The organism is Streptomyces sp. CB02261, assembly GCF_001905665.1.
In the GTDB taxonomy this organism is placed as follows: domain Bacteria; phylum Actinomycetota; class Actinomycetes; order Streptomycetales; family Streptomycetaceae; genus Streptomyces.
Genome location: NZ_LIVX01000001.1, coordinates 723,388 through 738,657 on the forward strand (window position 1 = coordinate 723,388; position 15,270 = coordinate 738,657).

General features: G+C 72.2%; 14 protein-coding genes. 8 read left to right on the forward strand and 6 right to left on the reverse strand.

Going from position 1 to position 15,270, the window contains the following annotated elements; genetic code table 11:
- Position 1: 1 nt before the first annotated feature.
- From AMK29_RS03315 to AMK29_RS03325, 3 genes are all read left to right on the forward strand, one after another.
- The gene (locus tag AMK29_RS03315; RefSeq protein ID WP_073807171.1) at positions 2-787 is read left to right on the forward strand and encodes a metal ABC transporter ATP-binding protein; all 786 of its coding nucleotides are present in this window, start codon (positions 2-4) and stop codon (positions 785-787) included.
- 2 nt (positions 788-789) lie between these two features.
- Entirely contained in the window at positions 790-1,683 is an 894-nt protein-coding gene (locus tag AMK29_RS03320) for a metal ABC transporter permease (RefSeq protein ID WP_073807173.1), read from the forward strand.
- A 71-nt stretch (positions 1,684-1,754) separates the two neighbouring features.
- A complete protein-coding gene (locus tag AMK29_RS03325; protein WP_073807176.1) occupies positions 1,755-2,165 on the forward strand; it encodes a Fur family transcriptional regulator in 411 nt (136 codons plus the stop codon).
- A 55-nt stretch (positions 2,166-2,220) separates the two neighbouring features.
- Here AMK29_RS03325 and AMK29_RS03330 read toward each other — a convergent pair whose 3' ends face one another.
- The 4 genes from AMK29_RS03330 to AMK29_RS03345 form a co-directional block, all read right to left on the reverse strand.
- A complete protein-coding gene (locus AMK29_RS03330; RefSeq protein ID WP_073807179.1) occupies positions 2,221-2,748 on the reverse strand; it encodes a YcxB family protein in 528 nt (175 codons plus the stop codon).
- A 4-nt stretch (positions 2,749-2,752) separates the two neighbouring features.
- Positions 2,753-3,577 carry an isoprenyl transferase gene (locus tag AMK29_RS03335; protein WP_073807181.1) on the reverse strand — a complete coding sequence of 275 codons (825 nt, stop codon included), beginning with the start codon at positions 3,575-3,577 and terminating at the stop codon, positions 2,753-2,755.
- 13 nt (positions 3,578-3,590) lie between these two features.
- A complete protein-coding gene (gene recO, locus AMK29_RS03340; protein ID WP_073807184.1) occupies positions 3,591-4,340 on the reverse strand; it encodes a DNA repair protein RecO in 750 nt (249 codons plus the stop codon).
- A gap of 85 nt (positions 4,341-4,425) precedes the next feature.
- Entirely contained in the window at positions 4,426-4,641 is a 216-nt protein-coding gene (locus AMK29_RS03345) for a hypothetical protein (protein ID WP_073807187.1), read from the reverse strand.
- Positions 4,642-5,197: 556 nt separating this feature from the next.
- Here AMK29_RS03345 and AMK29_RS36295 point away from each other — a divergent pair.
- From AMK29_RS36295 to AMK29_RS03370, 4 genes are all read left to right on the forward strand, one after another.
- Positions 5,198-6,019, forward strand: a complete 822-nt coding sequence (locus AMK29_RS36295) for a hypothetical protein (protein WP_073807192.1) — start codon at positions 5,198-5,200, stop codon at positions 6,017-6,019.
- 147 nt (positions 6,020-6,166) lie between these two features.
- A complete protein-coding gene (locus tag AMK29_RS03360; protein WP_073807194.1) occupies positions 6,167-7,537 on the forward strand; it encodes an FAD-dependent oxidoreductase in 1,371 nt (456 codons plus the stop codon).
- 68 nt (positions 7,538-7,605) lie between these two features.
- On the forward strand, positions 7,606-9,630 hold the full coding sequence (locus AMK29_RS03365; protein ID WP_079196732.1) for a LuxR family transcriptional regulator: 2,025 nt from the start codon (positions 7,606-7,608) through the stop codon (positions 9,628-9,630).
- Positions 9,631-9,742: 112 nt separating this feature from the next.
- On the forward strand, positions 9,743-11,113 hold the full coding sequence (locus tag AMK29_RS03370) for an FAD-binding oxidoreductase (RefSeq protein ID WP_073807197.1): 1,371 nt from the start codon (positions 9,743-9,745) through the stop codon (positions 11,111-11,113).
- 7 nt (positions 11,114-11,120) lie between these two features.
- Here AMK29_RS03370 and AMK29_RS03375 read toward each other — a convergent pair whose 3' ends face one another.
- Both AMK29_RS03375 and leuA read right to left on the reverse strand, forming a co-directional pair.
- Positions 11,121-11,813 carry a TerB family tellurite resistance protein gene (locus AMK29_RS03375; protein WP_073807199.1) on the reverse strand — a complete coding sequence of 231 codons (693 nt, stop codon included), beginning with the start codon at positions 11,811-11,813 and terminating at the stop codon, positions 11,121-11,123.
- A 337-nt stretch (positions 11,814-12,150) separates the two neighbouring features.
- Complete coding sequence (gene leuA / locus AMK29_RS03380) at positions 12,151-13,914, reverse strand: 2-isopropylmalate synthase (protein ID WP_073807202.1); 1,764 nt, start codon at positions 13,912-13,914, stop codon at positions 12,151-12,153.
- Between the two features lie 295 nt (positions 13,915-14,209).
- Between leuA and AMK29_RS03385 the strand changes: the two genes are divergently transcribed.
- On the forward strand, positions 14,210-15,262 hold the full coding sequence (locus tag AMK29_RS03385; RefSeq protein ID WP_073807206.1) for a M4 family metallopeptidase: 1,053 nt from the start codon (positions 14,210-14,212) through the stop codon (positions 15,260-15,262).
- The last annotated feature ends 8 nt before the right edge of the window (positions 15,263-15,270 follow it).

Genomic DNA, 15,270 nt, shown 5'->3' on the forward strand with positions numbered 1-15,270 from the left:
CATGGCAGCCCTGGAACCGGACACGGAACCGGAATCCGTCATATCCGTCCGCGGCGCCACCGCGGCCCTCGGCGCCCGGCCCGTCCTCCGCGGCGTCGACCTCACCGTCCGCCGCGGTGAGGTCGTCGCCCTGCTCGGCGCCAACGGCTCCGGCAAGTCCACCGCGGTCCGCGCCGTCATCGGACAGGTGCCGCTGACCGGCGGCACGATCGAGCTGTTCGGCACGGAGCGGAAGCGGTTCCGCGACTGGGCCCGGGTCGGCTACGTGCCACAGCGCACGACCGCCGCCAGCGGCGTCCCCGCCACCATCCGCGAGGTCGTCTCCTCCGGCCGGCTCTCCCGCCGCCGGTTCGGCTGGCTGACCAGGGCCGACAAGGCCGCCGTCGAGCGGGCCATCGACCTCGTCGGCCTCTCCGACCGCGCCAAGGACTCCGTCTCCGCCCTCTCCGGCGGCCAGCACCAGCGGGTCCTGATCGCCCGCGCGCTCGCCTCCGAGCCCGAACTCCTGATCATGGACGAGCCGATGGCCGGCGTCGACCTCGCGAGCCAGGAGATCCTGGCGTCGACCCTGCGCGAGCAGGTCGCGGCCGGCACCTCCGTCCTCCTCGTCCTGCACGAGCTGGGCCCCCTGGAGCCGCTGATCGACCGCGCGGTCGTCCTCCGCGACGGCTGCGTCGTCCACGACGGCCCGCCGCCGAAGGCCGTGGGGCAGCACGCGCTGCCCGGCCACGACCACGTCCACCCCCACGCGGCCGACGAGCCGATCCGTACCGGATTGCTGACCTGATCATGGAAATCCTCCAGCTCCCCTTCATGCAGCGCGCGCTCCTCGCCGCCGTGCTCGTCGGCATCACCGCCCCCGCCGTCGGCATCTACCTCGTCCAGCGCCGCCAGGCGCTCATGGGCGACGGCATCGGCCATGTCGCCATGACCGGTGTCGGCCTCGGCTTCCTGCTGAACTCCAGCCCGGTCTGGATGGCGACCGCCGTCGCCGTCGCCGGCTCGGTCGCGATGGAGCTGATCCGGGCGTACGGCAAGACCCGCGGCGACCTCGCGCTCGCACTGCTCTTCTACGGCGGCATGGCGGGCGGCGTCCTGCTGATCAACCTGTCGCCGACGGGCTCCAACGCCAACCTGAGCTCGTACCTCTTCGGCTCGCTCTCCACGGTCTCGGCCGAGGACCTCACCGCGATCGGCGTCCTCGCCGCCTTCGTGGTCCTCGTCACGGTCGGCCTGCGCCGCCAGCTCTTCGCGGTCAGCCAGGACGAGGAGTTCGCCCGGGTCACCGGCCTCCCGGTGCGCGCCCTGAACCTCCTGATCGCCGTCACGGCCGCGGTGACCGTCACGGTCGCCATGCGGGTCGTCGGCCTGCTGCTCGTCAGCGCGCTCATGGTGGTGCCGGTGGCCGCGGCCCAGCAGCTGTCGAAGTCCTTCCGGACGACGTTCGTCCTCGCGGTGGCGACCGGCATCACGGTCACCCTGGCCGGCACGGTCACCTCGTACTACCAGGACGTGCCGCCCGGCGCGACGATCGTGCTGTACGCGATCGGAATCTTCGTCCTCCTCACCCTCCTGGCCACGCCGCTCGCGAAACGGCGGGCGCGGGCCGCCGAGGCGGGCGCGGAGAGCTGCGACGCGCCGGTCCCCGTGACCCGGCGACCCACGGACGACGTGAGGCTTTGATCCGGTCAGACCGGAGTGACACGGGGGACTGGCAGAATGGCGGGGGCAGACAAGCATCCAAGGAGGCCCCCGTGGTGACGGCAGGACCCCCCGTACGAGGGCGCTCGACCAAGCAGCGGGCCGCCGTGTCGGCGGCGCTGAACGAGGTGGACGAGTTCCGCAGCGCCCAGGAGCTGCACGACATGCTGAAGCACCGCGGCGACTCGGTCGGTCTGACCACCGTCTACCGCACGCTCCAGTCCCTCGCGGACGCGGGCGAGGTCGACGCGCTGCGCACGAGCGACGGCGAGACGGTGTACCGCCGCTGCTCGACCGGCGACCACCACCACCATCTGGTCTGCCGCCTCTGCGGCAAGGCCGTCGAGGTGGAGGGCCCGATGGTGGAGCAGTGGGCGGAGACGATCGCCTCGGAGCACGGCTTCGTGAACGTGGCGCACACGGTCGAGATCTTCGGCACGTGCGCGGAGTGCGCCGTGAAGTGACCTGACATACGAGAAGGGCCCGCCGGGAGAATCCGGCGGGCCCTTCTCGTACGTCTCAGACCCTGCTGGTGTTCCGGTCCAGGATCGCCCGCAGCCGGTCCGCGTCACCGGGCGCAGCGAGCCCGCGCTTGGGCAGGTACGCGAGGCCGGTGCCGGACGTGCGGTCCGTGAACAGGACGAAGAGCCGGGGCGTCTCCGTGTACCGGGACAGCAGCGCCCAGCGGATCGTCGTGTCGGTGTCCCGTGACGTCCACCGCCCGCCGTCCTCGTCCACGACCGCCCGGGCCTCCCCCTGGGAGCCGACCAGCCGGAAGAGGCTGTACGCGGTCCCCCAGGGCACCAGCTCGGCCGCGCCCACGGCCAGCGCACCGAGGGCGACCATGCCGACGGCCGTCGCCGGTTCCGGGTCCTTCGGCAGGAACAGCACGACTCCCGCGGCCATGAGGGCCAGCACAGCGGCCGCCCGGCCCGCCCAGCGCAGCAGCCGCCACCAGACGGTGGCCCGCAGCCGCACCCGTACCGCCTCGTTCACCTCGGCGAACTCGGCCGAGTAGACGAGCTCCACCCGCTCCCCCGCGGCCACCGGCTCAGGCCTTGTCGAGGACGGCCAGGTCGGCCGGGTCGACGCCGCCGAAGCGCCGGTCGCGCTGGGCGTACTCGACGCACGCGCGCCACAGGTCGCGGCGGTCGAAGTCCGGCCACAGCACGTCCTGGAAGACCATCTCGGCGTACGCGCTCTGCCAGATCAGGTAGTTGGAGGTGCGCTGCTCGCCGCTGGGCCGCAGGAAGAGGTCCACGTCCGGCATGTCCGGGTAGTACAGGTACTTCTGGATGGTCTTCTCGGTGATCTTCGCCGGGTCGAGCCGGCCCGCCTTCACGTCCTCCGCCAGGGCCTGCGCCGCGTCGGTGAGTTCCGCGCGGCCGCCGTAGTTCATGCAGAAGTACAGGGTGAGCCTGGTGTTGTCCTTGGTCTGCTCCTGCGCGATCTGGAGCTCCTTGGCCACGGACTTCCACAGCTTGGGCATCCGGCCGACCCAGCGCACCCGCACGCCGAGCTCGTCGAGCTGGTCGCGGGACTTGCGGATGAAGTCGCGGTTGAAGTTCATCAGGAAGCGCACCTCCTCGGGCGAGCGCTTCCAGTTCTCGGTGGAGAAGGCGTACAGCGAGATCGAGCCGACGCCCATCTCGATCGCGCCCTGGAGCACGTCGAGCACCTGCTCGGCGCCGACCTTGTGCCCCTCGGTGCGGGGCAGGCCGCGCTCCTTGGCCCAGCGGCCGTTGCCGTCCATGACGATCGCGACGTGCTCCGGGACGAACTCGGGCTGGAGCTTCGGCGGGCGGGCCCCGGACGGGTGGGGCTCGGGGGTCGTGTACTCCCGTCGCTGGCGCCCGAGGAGTCGTGCGATGGCCATGGCGTGGTGTCTCCTAGTTCTTCTCTACGTACCGCAGCGAGCGCAGGCCGCGCTCCAGGTGCCAGTGCAGATAGGCGGATACGAGTCCGCTGCCCTCCCTGACGTGACGCGGCTCGCACGCGTCCGCCGTCGCCCAGTCGCCGGTGAGCAGCGCGCTGAGCAGGCCGATGGCCTCCGCTGAGGGTACGACGCTTCCGGGGACCCGGCAGTCGCCGCAGATGACCCCGCCCGCGGCGACCGAGAAGAAGCGGTTGGGCCCGTGGATCCCGCACTTCGCGCAGTCGTCGAAGCTGGGCGCGTAGCCGTTCACCGCGAGGGAGCGGAGGAGGAAGGCGTCGAGGATCAGATGGGGGGCGTGCTCGCCGCGGGCGAGGGTCCGCAGACCGCCCACGAGCAGCAGGTACTGCTGGACGGCGGGCTCGCCCTCGTGGTCGGTGAAGCGCTCGGCCGTCTCCAGCATGGCGGTGCCGGCGGTGTAGCGGGCGTAGTCGGTGACGATCCCGCCGCCGTAGGGGGCGATGGTCTCGCTCTGGGTGCAGAGCGGCAGGCCTCGGCCGATCAGTTCGCTCCCCCGGGCGAAGAACTGGACGTCGACGTGGGAGAAGGGTTCGAGCCGTGCGCCGAACTTGGACTTGGTGCGCCGGACGCCCCGGGCCACGGCGCGTACGCGTCCGTGACCGCGGGTGAGGAGGGTGATGATGCGGTCCGCTTCACCCAGCTTCTGGGTGCGCAGCACGATGCCGTCGTCGCGGAACAGGCTCATGGGCCCATTCTCCCGTACGGCGGGGGCGGGCCGGCCACCGACCGGACTCGGGGCGCTTCGCCCCGGCTCCGGTGCGGGAGGAGGTTCAGGGCACCTCGCCCCGGCTCCGGGCGTTGACGTGGGCCGTGGCGGCGCTCAGTCGCTCGGACGTGGTCGCCTCGCGGACGCCGTCGGGCTCCACGTCCCACTCCCGTCCGCCGCCGAGCGGGCGGATCTGGATGTACGGCCCCTCGTGTCCCATCACTCTTCCGACCCGTCCCGTGCGGATCTCCACGACGTACGACCCGATGGGCAGTGTCACGGCCCACTCTCCTCACCCGGCGGTGGGGCGGCGATCAGCCGTGCCGTTTCCGCCGTGCAGCGTCCCAGTTCGACGAGCGGCCTCGGAGGGTTCCCGGCGAGGGTGGCGGCGTCGGGCCCGGACGAGGGGGGTGTGATTCCCGCCCTCGTGAAGGGATCGCGCAATTCCGTCACTGCCTCGTATGCGGCTTCGAGTTCCCCCGTGGTCGTCTTCATGATGTCTTCCTTCACCAACGTATGCCTTTCTGAATCCATTTCCGGCTTCGCCTCCCCGGGGCGGGTCCGGATCCGTAGAATCGGCAGATGCGCAGGTCGGGCAAGTACGTTCCCGCACGGGCGGGTTGATCCCCTGCCGGGAAAACGAACGGAACGCACGGGTGTTCGCGTTCGGCTGATACGTCGGACCGGTTCGGCGGATACACGGGGCTGTTCGAGCGGCGAATTCGACCGGGGTGCGTACGGTGTTCGCGCCACGCGGAAATGCGAGGAGTACCGCGGCTTTCCGGGAATGCGGCGACCCGGTGACCGGGGGCGTCCCCCTCGCCTAGGATCCGGCCATGTCGATCACCGCACCGATACCGGCCCTCCAGGGCGGCAAGGACACCGTCGTGAAGACCGAGGGCCGGGCGCTGCTCGTGCGGCGTCCGCACGAGGAGACGTGCATCCCGCTGGAGGCCGTCGCCCGGGTCGTCACCGAGGGGCGGACCGTCACGATCGAGCTGACCTCCGCACCCGACGCGGTCACGGTGCACGTGCACCGGGTGTGGGACGTGGACGAGGCCGCCGCCGTCGCCTTCGCCGAGGCCGTGAACGGCGCCCTGCCGGAGCGGACGGCCGCGGTCGCGGGCGCGGACCTCGTCACGGGCGAGCGCCTGTACCAGCCGAGCTACCGGAGGTGGCTGCGCGGGATCAGGCGCGGCGCCCTCTACGCGGCTCTGGTGACCGTCGGCCTGTGTGTGCTGGTGGGCGTCACGGGGACATGGGTCGCCGTGATGGGGATCCTGATGTTCGCCTTCTTCGCGATTCCGGTGCTGGCGCTCGGCGTCTGGCTGCTGTACGGGCCGTTCGAGGAGCACCATCTGCGGAAGCACGGCGTCCGGACCCCGGCGGTACGACTGCGCGGCGAGCGGGGCCAGTACGTGTACCCGGACCCCGGCGGTGTGGTCCGTACCGTGCGCCACTCGGTGCAGGCGTGGAGCATCGAAGCCGCGTACGACCCGCGCGACCCCGGGCGGGTGGTGCCCCTCCTGCCGCGGGGTCGGCGGATCCTGGAGACCTTCATGGCGCTGCTCGTCCTCGGCCTCGGTCTGCTGCCCGCCGCCGGGGTCGTCGCCACGGTGGTCGCGGTCTTCATCGGCGCCTTCGACGAACCGACGTGAGCTGCCACAGGACAACTTATGGAACTCATAAGTCCGCCTTATGAGGCCATAGACCGGGGGCGGGTACCACTCCGGGCACGGCGTTATTTAGGGTGACCTAAGTGTCGGCGGCTTCGCCGCCACGTCGCTTGCGAAGGGAACCCAGTCATGCCCCGCCCCCTCCGGGTCGCGATCGTCGGCGCCGGCCCCGCCGGAATCTACGCCGCCGATGCGCTGCTGAAGTCCGAGGCCGCCGCCGAGCCGGGTGTGTCCATCGACCTCTTCGAGCGGATGCCCGCCCCCTTCGGCCTCATCCGCTACGGCGTCGCCCCCGACCACCCGCGCATCAAGGGCATCATCACCGCCCTCCACCAGGTCCTCGACAAGCCGCAGGTCCGCCTGTTCGGCAACATCGACTACGGCACCGACGTGCACCTCGACGACCTGCGCGCCTTCTACGACGCGGTCGTCTTCTCGACCGGCGCCATGGCCGACCGCCCGCTGGACATCAAGGGCGTCGACCTCGACGGCTCGTACGGCGCCGCCGACTTCGCCTCCTGGTACGACGGCCACCCGGACGTCCCGCGCACCTGGCCGCTCGAAGCGGAGAAGGTCGCCGTCCTCGGCGTCGGCAACGTGGCCCTCGACATCGCCCGCATCCTCGCCAAGACCGGCGACGAACTGCTGCCGACCGAGATCCCGGCGAACGTCTACGAGGGCCTCAAGGCCAACAAGGCCCTGGAGATCCACGTCTTCGGACGCCGCGGCCCGGCCCAGGCCAAGTTCAGCCCCATGGAGCTGCGCGAGCTGGACCACTCCCCCACCATCGAGGTCATCGTCAACCCCGAGGACATCGACTACGACGACGGCTCGATCGCCGAGCGCCGCAAGAACAAGCAGACCGACATGGTCGCCAAGACCCTGGAGAACTGGGCGATCCGCGACATCGGCGACCGCCCGCACAAGCTCTTCCTGCACTTCTTCGAGTCCCCCGTCGAGATCCTCGGCGAGGACGGCCGGGTCGTCGGCCTGCGCACCGAGCGCACCGAGCTGGACGGCACCGGGAACGTCAAGGGCACCGGCGCGACCACGGACTGGGACGTCCAGGCCGTCTACCGCGCCGTCGGCTACCTCTCCGACGAGCTGCCCAAGCTCCCCTGGGACACCACGACCGGCACCGTGCCCGACGAGGGCGGCCGGGTGATCGAGGAGACCGGCGAGCACATGGCCTCCACCTACGTCACCGGCTGGATCCGGCGCGGCCCCGTCGGCCTCATCGGCCACACCAAGGGCGACGCCAACGAGACCGTGAAGAACCTCCTGGAGGACTTCGCCCACGGGCGCCTGCTGACGCCCGACGCCCCGGAGGAGGACGCGGTCGTGTCCTTCCTGGAGGGCAAGGGCCTCACGTACACGACGTGGGAGGGCTGGTACGCCCTGGACGCCGCAGAGAAGGCGCTCGGCGAGCCGCAGGGCCGCGAGCGCGTGAAGATCGTCGAGCGCGAGGACATGCTGCGCGCGAGCGGCGCGATCGACTGACACCCCCGCGGGCGAGCCCCCGCCTCTTCCCGGTCCTACTCTGAGAGGACCGGGAAGAGGCGAGAGCCATGTCCGCACCCACGATCCACCCCCGTCCCACCGCCGCCGGAACCGCGGGAGCCGCCGAGGCCACCCGAGCGGCCGGGGCTTCCGAGGCCACCCGAGCCGCCGGGACCTCAGGGGCCACGGGGACCTTCGGTGCCACCGAGGCCTCCGGCCCCGACGTCGTCGAGCGCGCGAGGGACGCGGCGGGCCGGGAGTCCTGGGCCGAGGCGTACGCGCTGCTGCACGCCCACGACCTGCACCCCTCGCGCGGTCTGACCGCCGACGACCTCTCCGTCCTCGCCGACGCCGCCTGGTGGTCGGGGCACGTCGACGAGTCCGTCACCGCCCGGCTCAGGGCGCACGCCGCCTTTCTCGCGGCCGGTGACCACCGGGGCGCGGGGCTCGCCTCCTGGTGGTTGCACTACGAGTACCTGGGCCTCGGGCGCCCCGCGGCGGCCGCCGGCTGGCTCCACCGGGCCCGGCACCATCTGGAGGGCCTGCCGGACTGCCCCGAGCAGTGCTTCCTGGCGTGGAGCGACGCCGAGGAGGCCCAGGCGCACGGCGACCGCGAGGCCGCCCTGGCCGCGGCCCGCCGGATGACCGGCCTCGCCCTCGGCTCCGGGAGCCCCGACCTCCTCGCCCTCAGCCGCCAGGCCGAGTCCCGCGTCCTCTTCGCGGCCGGCCGCAGGACCGAGGCCGTCGCGCTCCTCGACGACGCGATGTGCGCGGTGTCGGCGGGCGAGCTGAGCGGCATGTTCACGGGCTGGCTGTACTGCCTGGCCCTGACCCAGTGCATGGAGGCGGCCGACTTCGGCCGGGCGGTGGAGTGGACGAACGCGGCGATGGAGTGGTGCGCCCCGCCCTGGCCGCTCCACCCGCCGGCGGACGACGCGCGCCCGAAGGCGAAGGACGGCCCGACGGCCCGTACCCGGACGGTGGACGGCCCGTCGGCCGGTACGGGACCGACGGCCGCCGCAGGGGCCCTTACGGAGCCGGCGGGCACCGCCGGAACCCGTACGGAGCCGAGAGGCGCCGCCGGGACCCGTACGGAGCCGACAGGCGCCGCCGAGGCCTCCGGGCCCGGGCGGCTCCCCATGGCCGTGCCCTCGGGCGAGAACCCGTTCCGGGGTGTCTGCCGGGCCCACCGGGTCGAGGTGCTCGACCTCCTCGGGGTCTGGGCGCTCGCGGAGGCGGAGGCCCGGCAGGCCTGCCGGGAGGTGCCGGTGGACTGCCTGGAGTCGGCCGCCGCCGCGTACTACGCCGCCGGAGACATCCAGCGGCGCCAGGGCCGCCTCGACGCCGCCGCCGTCTCGTACGGGCACGCGCACGAACTCGGCCGGCTCCCGCAGCCGGGCCTCGCCCTGCTGCGCCTCGCACAGGGCCGGGCCGACGCGGCGGTCGCGGGCATCGACCTGGCCCTGGCCTGTCGCGGCGACCCGCAGCACGACCTCCTGGGCCGGGCCCGCCTGCTCGCCGCCCGCGCCGAGGTGGCCCTCGCGGTCCGCGACGTACCGGGGGCGGCGGACGCGGCCGCCGAGCTGGACGCCCTGGCCGGGGACGTACCGCTGCTGCGGGCCCTCGCCGACACGGCGCTCGGCGCGGTGGCCCTGGCCGAGCGGAGCCATGACGCGCCGCGTCTGCTGCGGCGGGCGCTCGCCGGGTGGCTGGAGCTCCGGGTGCCGTACGAGGCCGCGCAGGTACGGATGCTGCTCGCGGCGGCCGACCGCGCGGTGGGCGACCAGGAGGGCGCCCGGCTGGAGCTGGGCACCGCTCGGGCCGTGTTCGAGCGCCTCGGGGCGGTGCCGGACGCCCGGCGCGCGGCGGCGCTGCTCTCCAGCGGGTCGCGGCGACTGCCCGGCGGGCTGACCGCGCGGGAGGCGGAGGTGCTGCGGCTCGTCGCCACGGGCGGGACGAACAAGGACATCGCCCGCACCCTGGTGATCAGCGAACACACGGTGGCCCGCCATCTGAACAACATCTTCGCCAAGCTGGGCGTCGGCTCCCGCGCGGCCGCCACGGCCTCCGCGTACGCGCACGGCCTGGTCTGACCGGCGTCCCGGCGTCCACCGCTCTGGTCCGAACGGCCCATGCGCGCCCCCCGCCCCACCATGGGTGGTTCGGGCGATGTGCCCGCCGGGCCGCCGGGGCTACACCGGAACCATGACCACTCCCACCCACCCCCTGGACACGCTTCGCGGTGCCGTGCGCGGCACCGTCGTGACCCCCGGAGACCCGTCGTACGACGTGTCCCGCCGGGTCTACAACGCCCTGCACGACCGCCGCCCCGCCGTCGTGGTCCACGCCGTGGACTCCGCCGACGTGATCGCGGCGGTGCTGTACGCCCGGGAGCACGACCTGCCGCTGGCCGTGCGCGGCGGTTCCCATGCCGTGGCCGGGTTCGGCACCGTGGACGACGGTCTCGTCGTCGACCTGTCCCGGATGCGGGGCGTCCGGGTCGACCCGGAGGCCCGCGTCGCGCGGGCGGAGGGCGGCGCCACCTGGGGCGACTTCAACCACGCCACCCACGTGTTCGGGCTCGCCACCACCGGCGGGGTGATCTCCACGACCGGTGTCGGCGGTCTGACGCTCGGCGGCGGCATGGGCCACCTCTCCCGCCGCTGCGGTCTGAGCTGCGACAACCTGGTCGCGGCCGACGTGGTGACCGCCGAGGGCGCACTGGTCTCCTGTGACGCGGAGCGGCATCCGGACCTGTTCTGGGCGCTGCGGGGCGGCGGCGGCAACTTCGGGGTGGCCACCTCGCTCGCGTTCCGGCTGCATCCGGTCGCGGACGTCTTCGGCGGTCTGAGCTGCTATCCGCTCGACGCGGGGGTGGCCCGCTCCTGGCAGGAGATGGTCTCGGCGGCGCCCGAGGAGCTGAACTCGATCCTGGTCCTGGCGCTCGGCCCCGAGGAACCGTTCCTGCCGGAGCGGTGGCACGGCCGCCCGATCTGCGCCGCGTTCACCTGCTTCAGCGGCCCGGAGGCGGAGGACGGGAAGGTCCTCGCGCTCCTGGACGGGCTCGGCCCGGTGATCGGCCGGTTCATGGAGCGGATGCCGTACCCGGCGATCAACACGTTCTTCGACGAACAGCTGCCCCCGGGGCTCTTCCACTACTGGAAGGGCAACTTCAGCCGGGACCTCTCGGACGGCGCGATCGCGGCGCACATGGAGTTCGGCGCGACGATGCCGTCCCTGGAGTCCGACACGGCGATCTTCCCGATCGACGGGGCCTGCCACCGGGTGGGCCCGCAGGAGACCGCGTTCGCCTACCGGGACGCCCGCTTCTCGCACTCCTTCGGCGGCACCTGGACCGACGCGGCGGACACGGAGCGGAACATCGCCTGGACGCGCGCCTACGACAGGGCCCTGCGCCCGCACACCCAGGAGGGCGGGTACGTCAACTTCATGGACACCGACGACCAGGACCGGGTGCGGGTCAACTACCGCCAGAACTGGGACCGGCTGCGGGACGTGAAGCGCCGGTACGACCCCGGCAACGTGTTCCGGCTCAACCAGAACATCGTGCCGTGACCCGGCTCTACGGCACCGTCCGCGCCGAGGCGAGCAGCCGGACGGTGTCGTCGGGGGCGAGGGCGAGCGCGTTCCCCACGGTTCCCAGGACCTCCCGCTCCGCCGGGCTGTAGGCGCCGTCGGCGAGGGCGATCCGGGCGGCCTGGAGCAGGATCGACTCCCGGCCCGCGGCCGCCAGGTGCGGGGTGAGCGGCTCCAGGGCCTCGTGCAGCTCGATCGCGAGGAGCGCCCCTTCGGGGTTCACCTCGGGCATGAAGCGTCCGGTGTCGGCCTCCAGGGCCTCGACGAGGTCGACGAGCTGGACGGCCGTGCACTCGGCGAAGCCGGCGGACCGCACCGCGCTCACGGCCCGGTCGACGACCTCACGGGAGTCCGTGCCGCCGGCCGCGAGCACGGCCAGGGCGACGGTGTGGACGGCGTCGCGGAGCATCGCGGAGAAACGGCTCGTCGTCGGGTGGTCGAGCACCTCCGTACCGAAGTGCGTGTGGCAGGCCGCGCACTCGACGACGGGGCCCGTACAGCCCCGGGGCAGGACCGGGACGCCCAGGACGGCGAACCTGCGGCGGCCGGTGCGCCGCCGGTAGTTCCGGTCGCCGCCGCACTCCTCGCAGAAGAACTCTCCGTCTCCGACGGTGTTCCAGGAGGTGCGGATTCCGCAGACGCCCACTTTTCCACCCCGTGTATTCCGGGCAGACCGCATACGCACCTCCTCAACGGCCCGGCTGCACTGCCGGCGTTGGCGTGATGTTAGCCACATCCTTGATGTGGCGTCAGCACCCCGTCGTGACTTCGCCCCGGAGATGGCCGAGACACGTCACGGCTCAGGAGGCCCGGCGGCGGCGCTTTGCGAAGGCCAGGAAGCCTTCGCCGACGCGGACGGCGGCCGCCGCGGCACCGATCGCGCCGGGCCCGATGGCCGAACCGGTCGCCGCGAGATCACCCTCCGGGGTGGCGGAGGGGAGGGCGATCCGGGCCGTGGCGGGAGACGCCGCTGCCCCGCAGCTCTCGGCGAGGTGCGGGGCAGCGGGGCTGGTGCGTCAGCGCGCGGAGCGGTTGACCGCCGAGATGACGGCCTTCAGGGAGGCGCGGGTCGTGTTGGCGTCGATGCCGATGCCCCACAGGACCTGGCCGTCGATGGCGCACTCGATGTACGAGGCGGCCTGCGCGGAGGCGCCCTCGCTCATGGTGTGCTCCTGGTAGTCCAGCAGGCGGGCGTCCACGCCGATCGACTGCAGCGCGTCGAAGAACGCCGAGATCGGACCGTTGCCGGAACCCGTCAGGACCGTGTCGGCGCCGTCCACGACCGCCTCGACGGTCAGGGTGTCCGTGCCGTCGGTGTCCGAGGTGGACTGGCCGGAGCGCAGCTGGATGCGTCCCCAGGCGTTGTCCGGGTTGGGCAGGTACTCGTCCTGGAAGACGGCCCAGATCGCGGCCGGCGTGACCTCGCCGCCCTCGGTGTCCGTCTTCTGCTGGATGATCTTCGAGAACTCGATCTGCATCCGGCGGGGCAGGTCCAGCTTGTGGTCGTTCTTCAGGACGTACGCGATGCCGCCCTTGCCGGACTGCGAGTTGACCCGGATGACGGCCTCGTAGGAGCGGCCGACGTCCTTCGGGTCGATGGGCAGGTACGGCACCGCCCACTCGATGTCGTCGACGGTCTTGCCGGCGGCGGCCGCGTCGGCCTCCATGGCGTCGAAGCCCTTCTTGATGGCGTCCTGGTGGGAGCCGGAGAAGGCGGTGTAGACCAGGTCGCCCGCGTAGGGGTGGCGCGGGTGGACCTCCATCTGGTTGCAGTACTCGCTGGTCCGCCGGATCTCGTCGATCTGCGAGAAGTCGATCTGCGGGTCGACGCCCTGGCTGAACAGGTTCATGCCCAGGGTCACCAGGTCGACGTTGCCGGTGCGCTCGCCCTGGCCGAACAGGCAGCCCTCGATGCGGTCCGCGCCGGCCATGACGGCCAGCTCGGCCGCGGCCACGGCCGTACCGCGGTCGTTGTGCGGGTGGACCGACAGGCAGATGTGCTCGCGCCGGGTCAGGTTCCGGGACATCCACTCGAACCGGTCCGCGTGCGTGGACGGCGTCGAACGCTCCACGGTGGCGGGCAGGTTGAGGATGATCTCGCGGCCGGGACCGGGCTGCCAGACGTCGCAGACCGCCTCGCAGACCTCCAGGGCGAAGTCCAGCTCGGTGTCGGTGAAGATCTCGGGGCTGTACTGGTAGCCGAAGACCGTGCGGTCGTCCAGCAGCTTCTCCGCGTACTCCATGACCAGGCGGGTGCCGTCCACGGCGATCTGCTTGATCTGCTCCTTCGAGCCGCGGAAGACGACCCGGCGGAAGGTGGGCGCGGTCGCGTTGTACAGGTGGACGGTGGCGCGCTTCGCGCCGACCAGGGACTCCACGGTCCGCTCGATCAGGTCCTCGCGGGCCTGGGTCAGTACGGAGATGGTGACGTCGTCCGGGATGGCGCCCTCTTCGATGATGGAGCGCACGAAGGCGAAGTCCGTCTCGCCGGAGGAGGGGAAGCCGACCTCGATCTCCTTGTAGCCCATGCGGACGAGCAGGTCGAACATCTCGCGCTTGCGGGCCGGGGACATCGGGTCGATCAGCGCCTGGTTGCCGTCGCGCAGGTCGGTGGACAGCCAGCGGGGGGCCTTGGTGATCCGCTGCTCCGGCCAGGTGCGGTCGGGGATGTGGACGGCCTCGTAACGGCCGTACTTGTGGATCGGCATCCCGGACGGCTTCTGCAGCTGCGTCGCGTTGGTGACGGGCGTGGGGCGACCGACGAAGGGGGACTGAGACATTGCGTTGGGCTCCTCGGGTCCAGCGTCAAGAAGGACGGCCGACTGTCGAACGCAACACCAGGTCCCGCGGGGAGGGGGTCGGCCTACGACTACAGGCCCTCGCCGCGGCAGCTAAGGAGAAGCAGCCCGAAACGCATGATGTGCCGCAGCTTAGCCGAGGGACGATGGAGCGGATGTCCCGTTCCAGTATGCGGGACGGCCGTGACGTCAAGCCCGAACAGTGACGCATCACTCCATTTCGCCAATCCTCGTCGCAAGCCGTGACAGCACGCTCACGCAGTGCCACATTGCGGGCATGACTCCGCACTCGCCTGTCTTCTGCTCGATCGTCCCCCCGCACCTCCTGGAGCACCTGGCGCACTCCTCGAACCCGGCCATCGCCGCCGCCGCCCGCCGCACCCTCATCGCGGACGCCGCGGCCCGTACGTTCCGGGTCCTGCCGCTGCCCGGCGCCACGCCCACGCTCGCGCCCGCCGAGGCCGGCCGCCCGCACCGCACCGTCTACGACTGCGGGCACGGGACGGACCTGCCGGGCGAGCGGGTCCGCGCCGAGGGCGAGGAAGCGACCGGGGACGCCACCGTCAACCGGGCGTACGAGGGTCTGGGCGCCACCTTCGACCTCTTCCTGAACGCCTTCGAGCACGACTCCATCGACGGCGCCGGGCTGCCGCTGCACGCCTCCGTCCACTACGACCGGAACTACGGCAACGCCTTCTGGAACGGCGAGCAGATGGTGTTCGGGGACGGCGACGACGAGATCTTCCTCGACTTCACCCTGCCGGTGGACGTCATCGGCCACGAGCTGGCCCACGGCTTCACCCAGTACTCCGCGAACCTGGAGTACTTCAGCCAGTCGGGCGCCCTCAACGAGTCCGTGTCCGACGTCTTCGGCTCGCTGGTGAAGCAGTACGCGCGCGGCCAGAGCGCCGATCAGGCCGACTGGCTCATCGGCGAGGGCCTCTTCCACCCGAACGTGGAGGGGACGGCGCTGCGCTCCATGAAGGCCCCGGGCACCGCGTACGACGACGACGTCCTCGGCAAGGACCCGCAGCCCGCCCACATGGACGACTACGTCCGCACCGGCCGCGACAACGGCGGCGTGCACATCAACTCCGGCATCCCCAACCACGCCTTCTACGTGGTCGCGACCGAGCTCGGCGGGAACGCCTGGGACCGGGCCGGGCGGATCTGGTACGACGTGATGACCGGCGGCACGCTCACCCCGGACGCCCGCTTCTCCGAGTTCGCGGCGGCCACGGTCGCGGCGGCGCGGGCGCGGTTCGGCGAGGGGGAGGAGACCCAGGCCGTCCTGAAGGGCTGGGCGGCGGTGGGGGTGCCCACCGACTGAACCCCTGG

Excerpts from the sequence above, each read along its gene's own strand:
- AMK29_RS03385 (WP_073807206.1), top strand. The coding sequence starts at position 14,210 with ATGACTCCGCACTCGCCTGTCTTCTGCTCGATCGTCCCCCCGCACCTC.
- AMK29_RS03315 (WP_073807171.1), top strand. The coding sequence starts at position 2 with ATGGCAGCCCTGGAACCGGACACGGAACCGGAATCCGTCATATCCGTC.
- AMK29_RS03375 (WP_073807199.1), bottom strand. The coding sequence starts at position 11,813 with ATGCGGTCTGCCCGGAATACACGGGGTGGAAAAGTGGGCGTCTGCGGA.
- AMK29_RS03365 (WP_079196732.1), top strand. The coding sequence starts at position 7,606 with ATGTCCGCACCCACGATCCACCCCCGTCCCACCGCCGCCGGAACCGCG.
- AMK29_RS03320 (WP_073807173.1), top strand. The coding sequence starts at position 790 with ATGGAAATCCTCCAGCTCCCCTTCATGCAGCGCGCGCTCCTCGCCGCC.
- AMK29_RS36295 (WP_073807192.1), top strand. The coding sequence starts at position 5,198 with ATGTCGATCACCGCACCGATACCGGCCCTCCAGGGCGGCAAGGACACC.
- AMK29_RS03360 (WP_073807194.1), top strand. The coding sequence starts at position 6,167 with ATGCCCCGCCCCCTCCGGGTCGCGATCGTCGGCGCCGGCCCCGCCGGA.
- AMK29_RS03335 (WP_073807181.1), bottom strand. The coding sequence starts at position 3,577 with ATGGCCATCGCACGACTCCTCGGGCGCCAGCGACGGGAGTACACGACC.
- leuA (WP_073807202.1), bottom strand. The coding sequence starts at position 13,914 with ATGTCTCAGTCCCCCTTCGTCGGTCGCCCCACGCCCGTCACCAACGCG.
- recO (WP_073807184.1), bottom strand. The coding sequence starts at position 4,340 with ATGAGCCTGTTCCGCGACGACGGCATCGTGCTGCGCACCCAGAAGCTG.
- AMK29_RS03370 (WP_073807197.1), top strand. The coding sequence starts at position 9,743 with ATGACCACTCCCACCCACCCCCTGGACACGCTTCGCGGTGCCGTGCGC.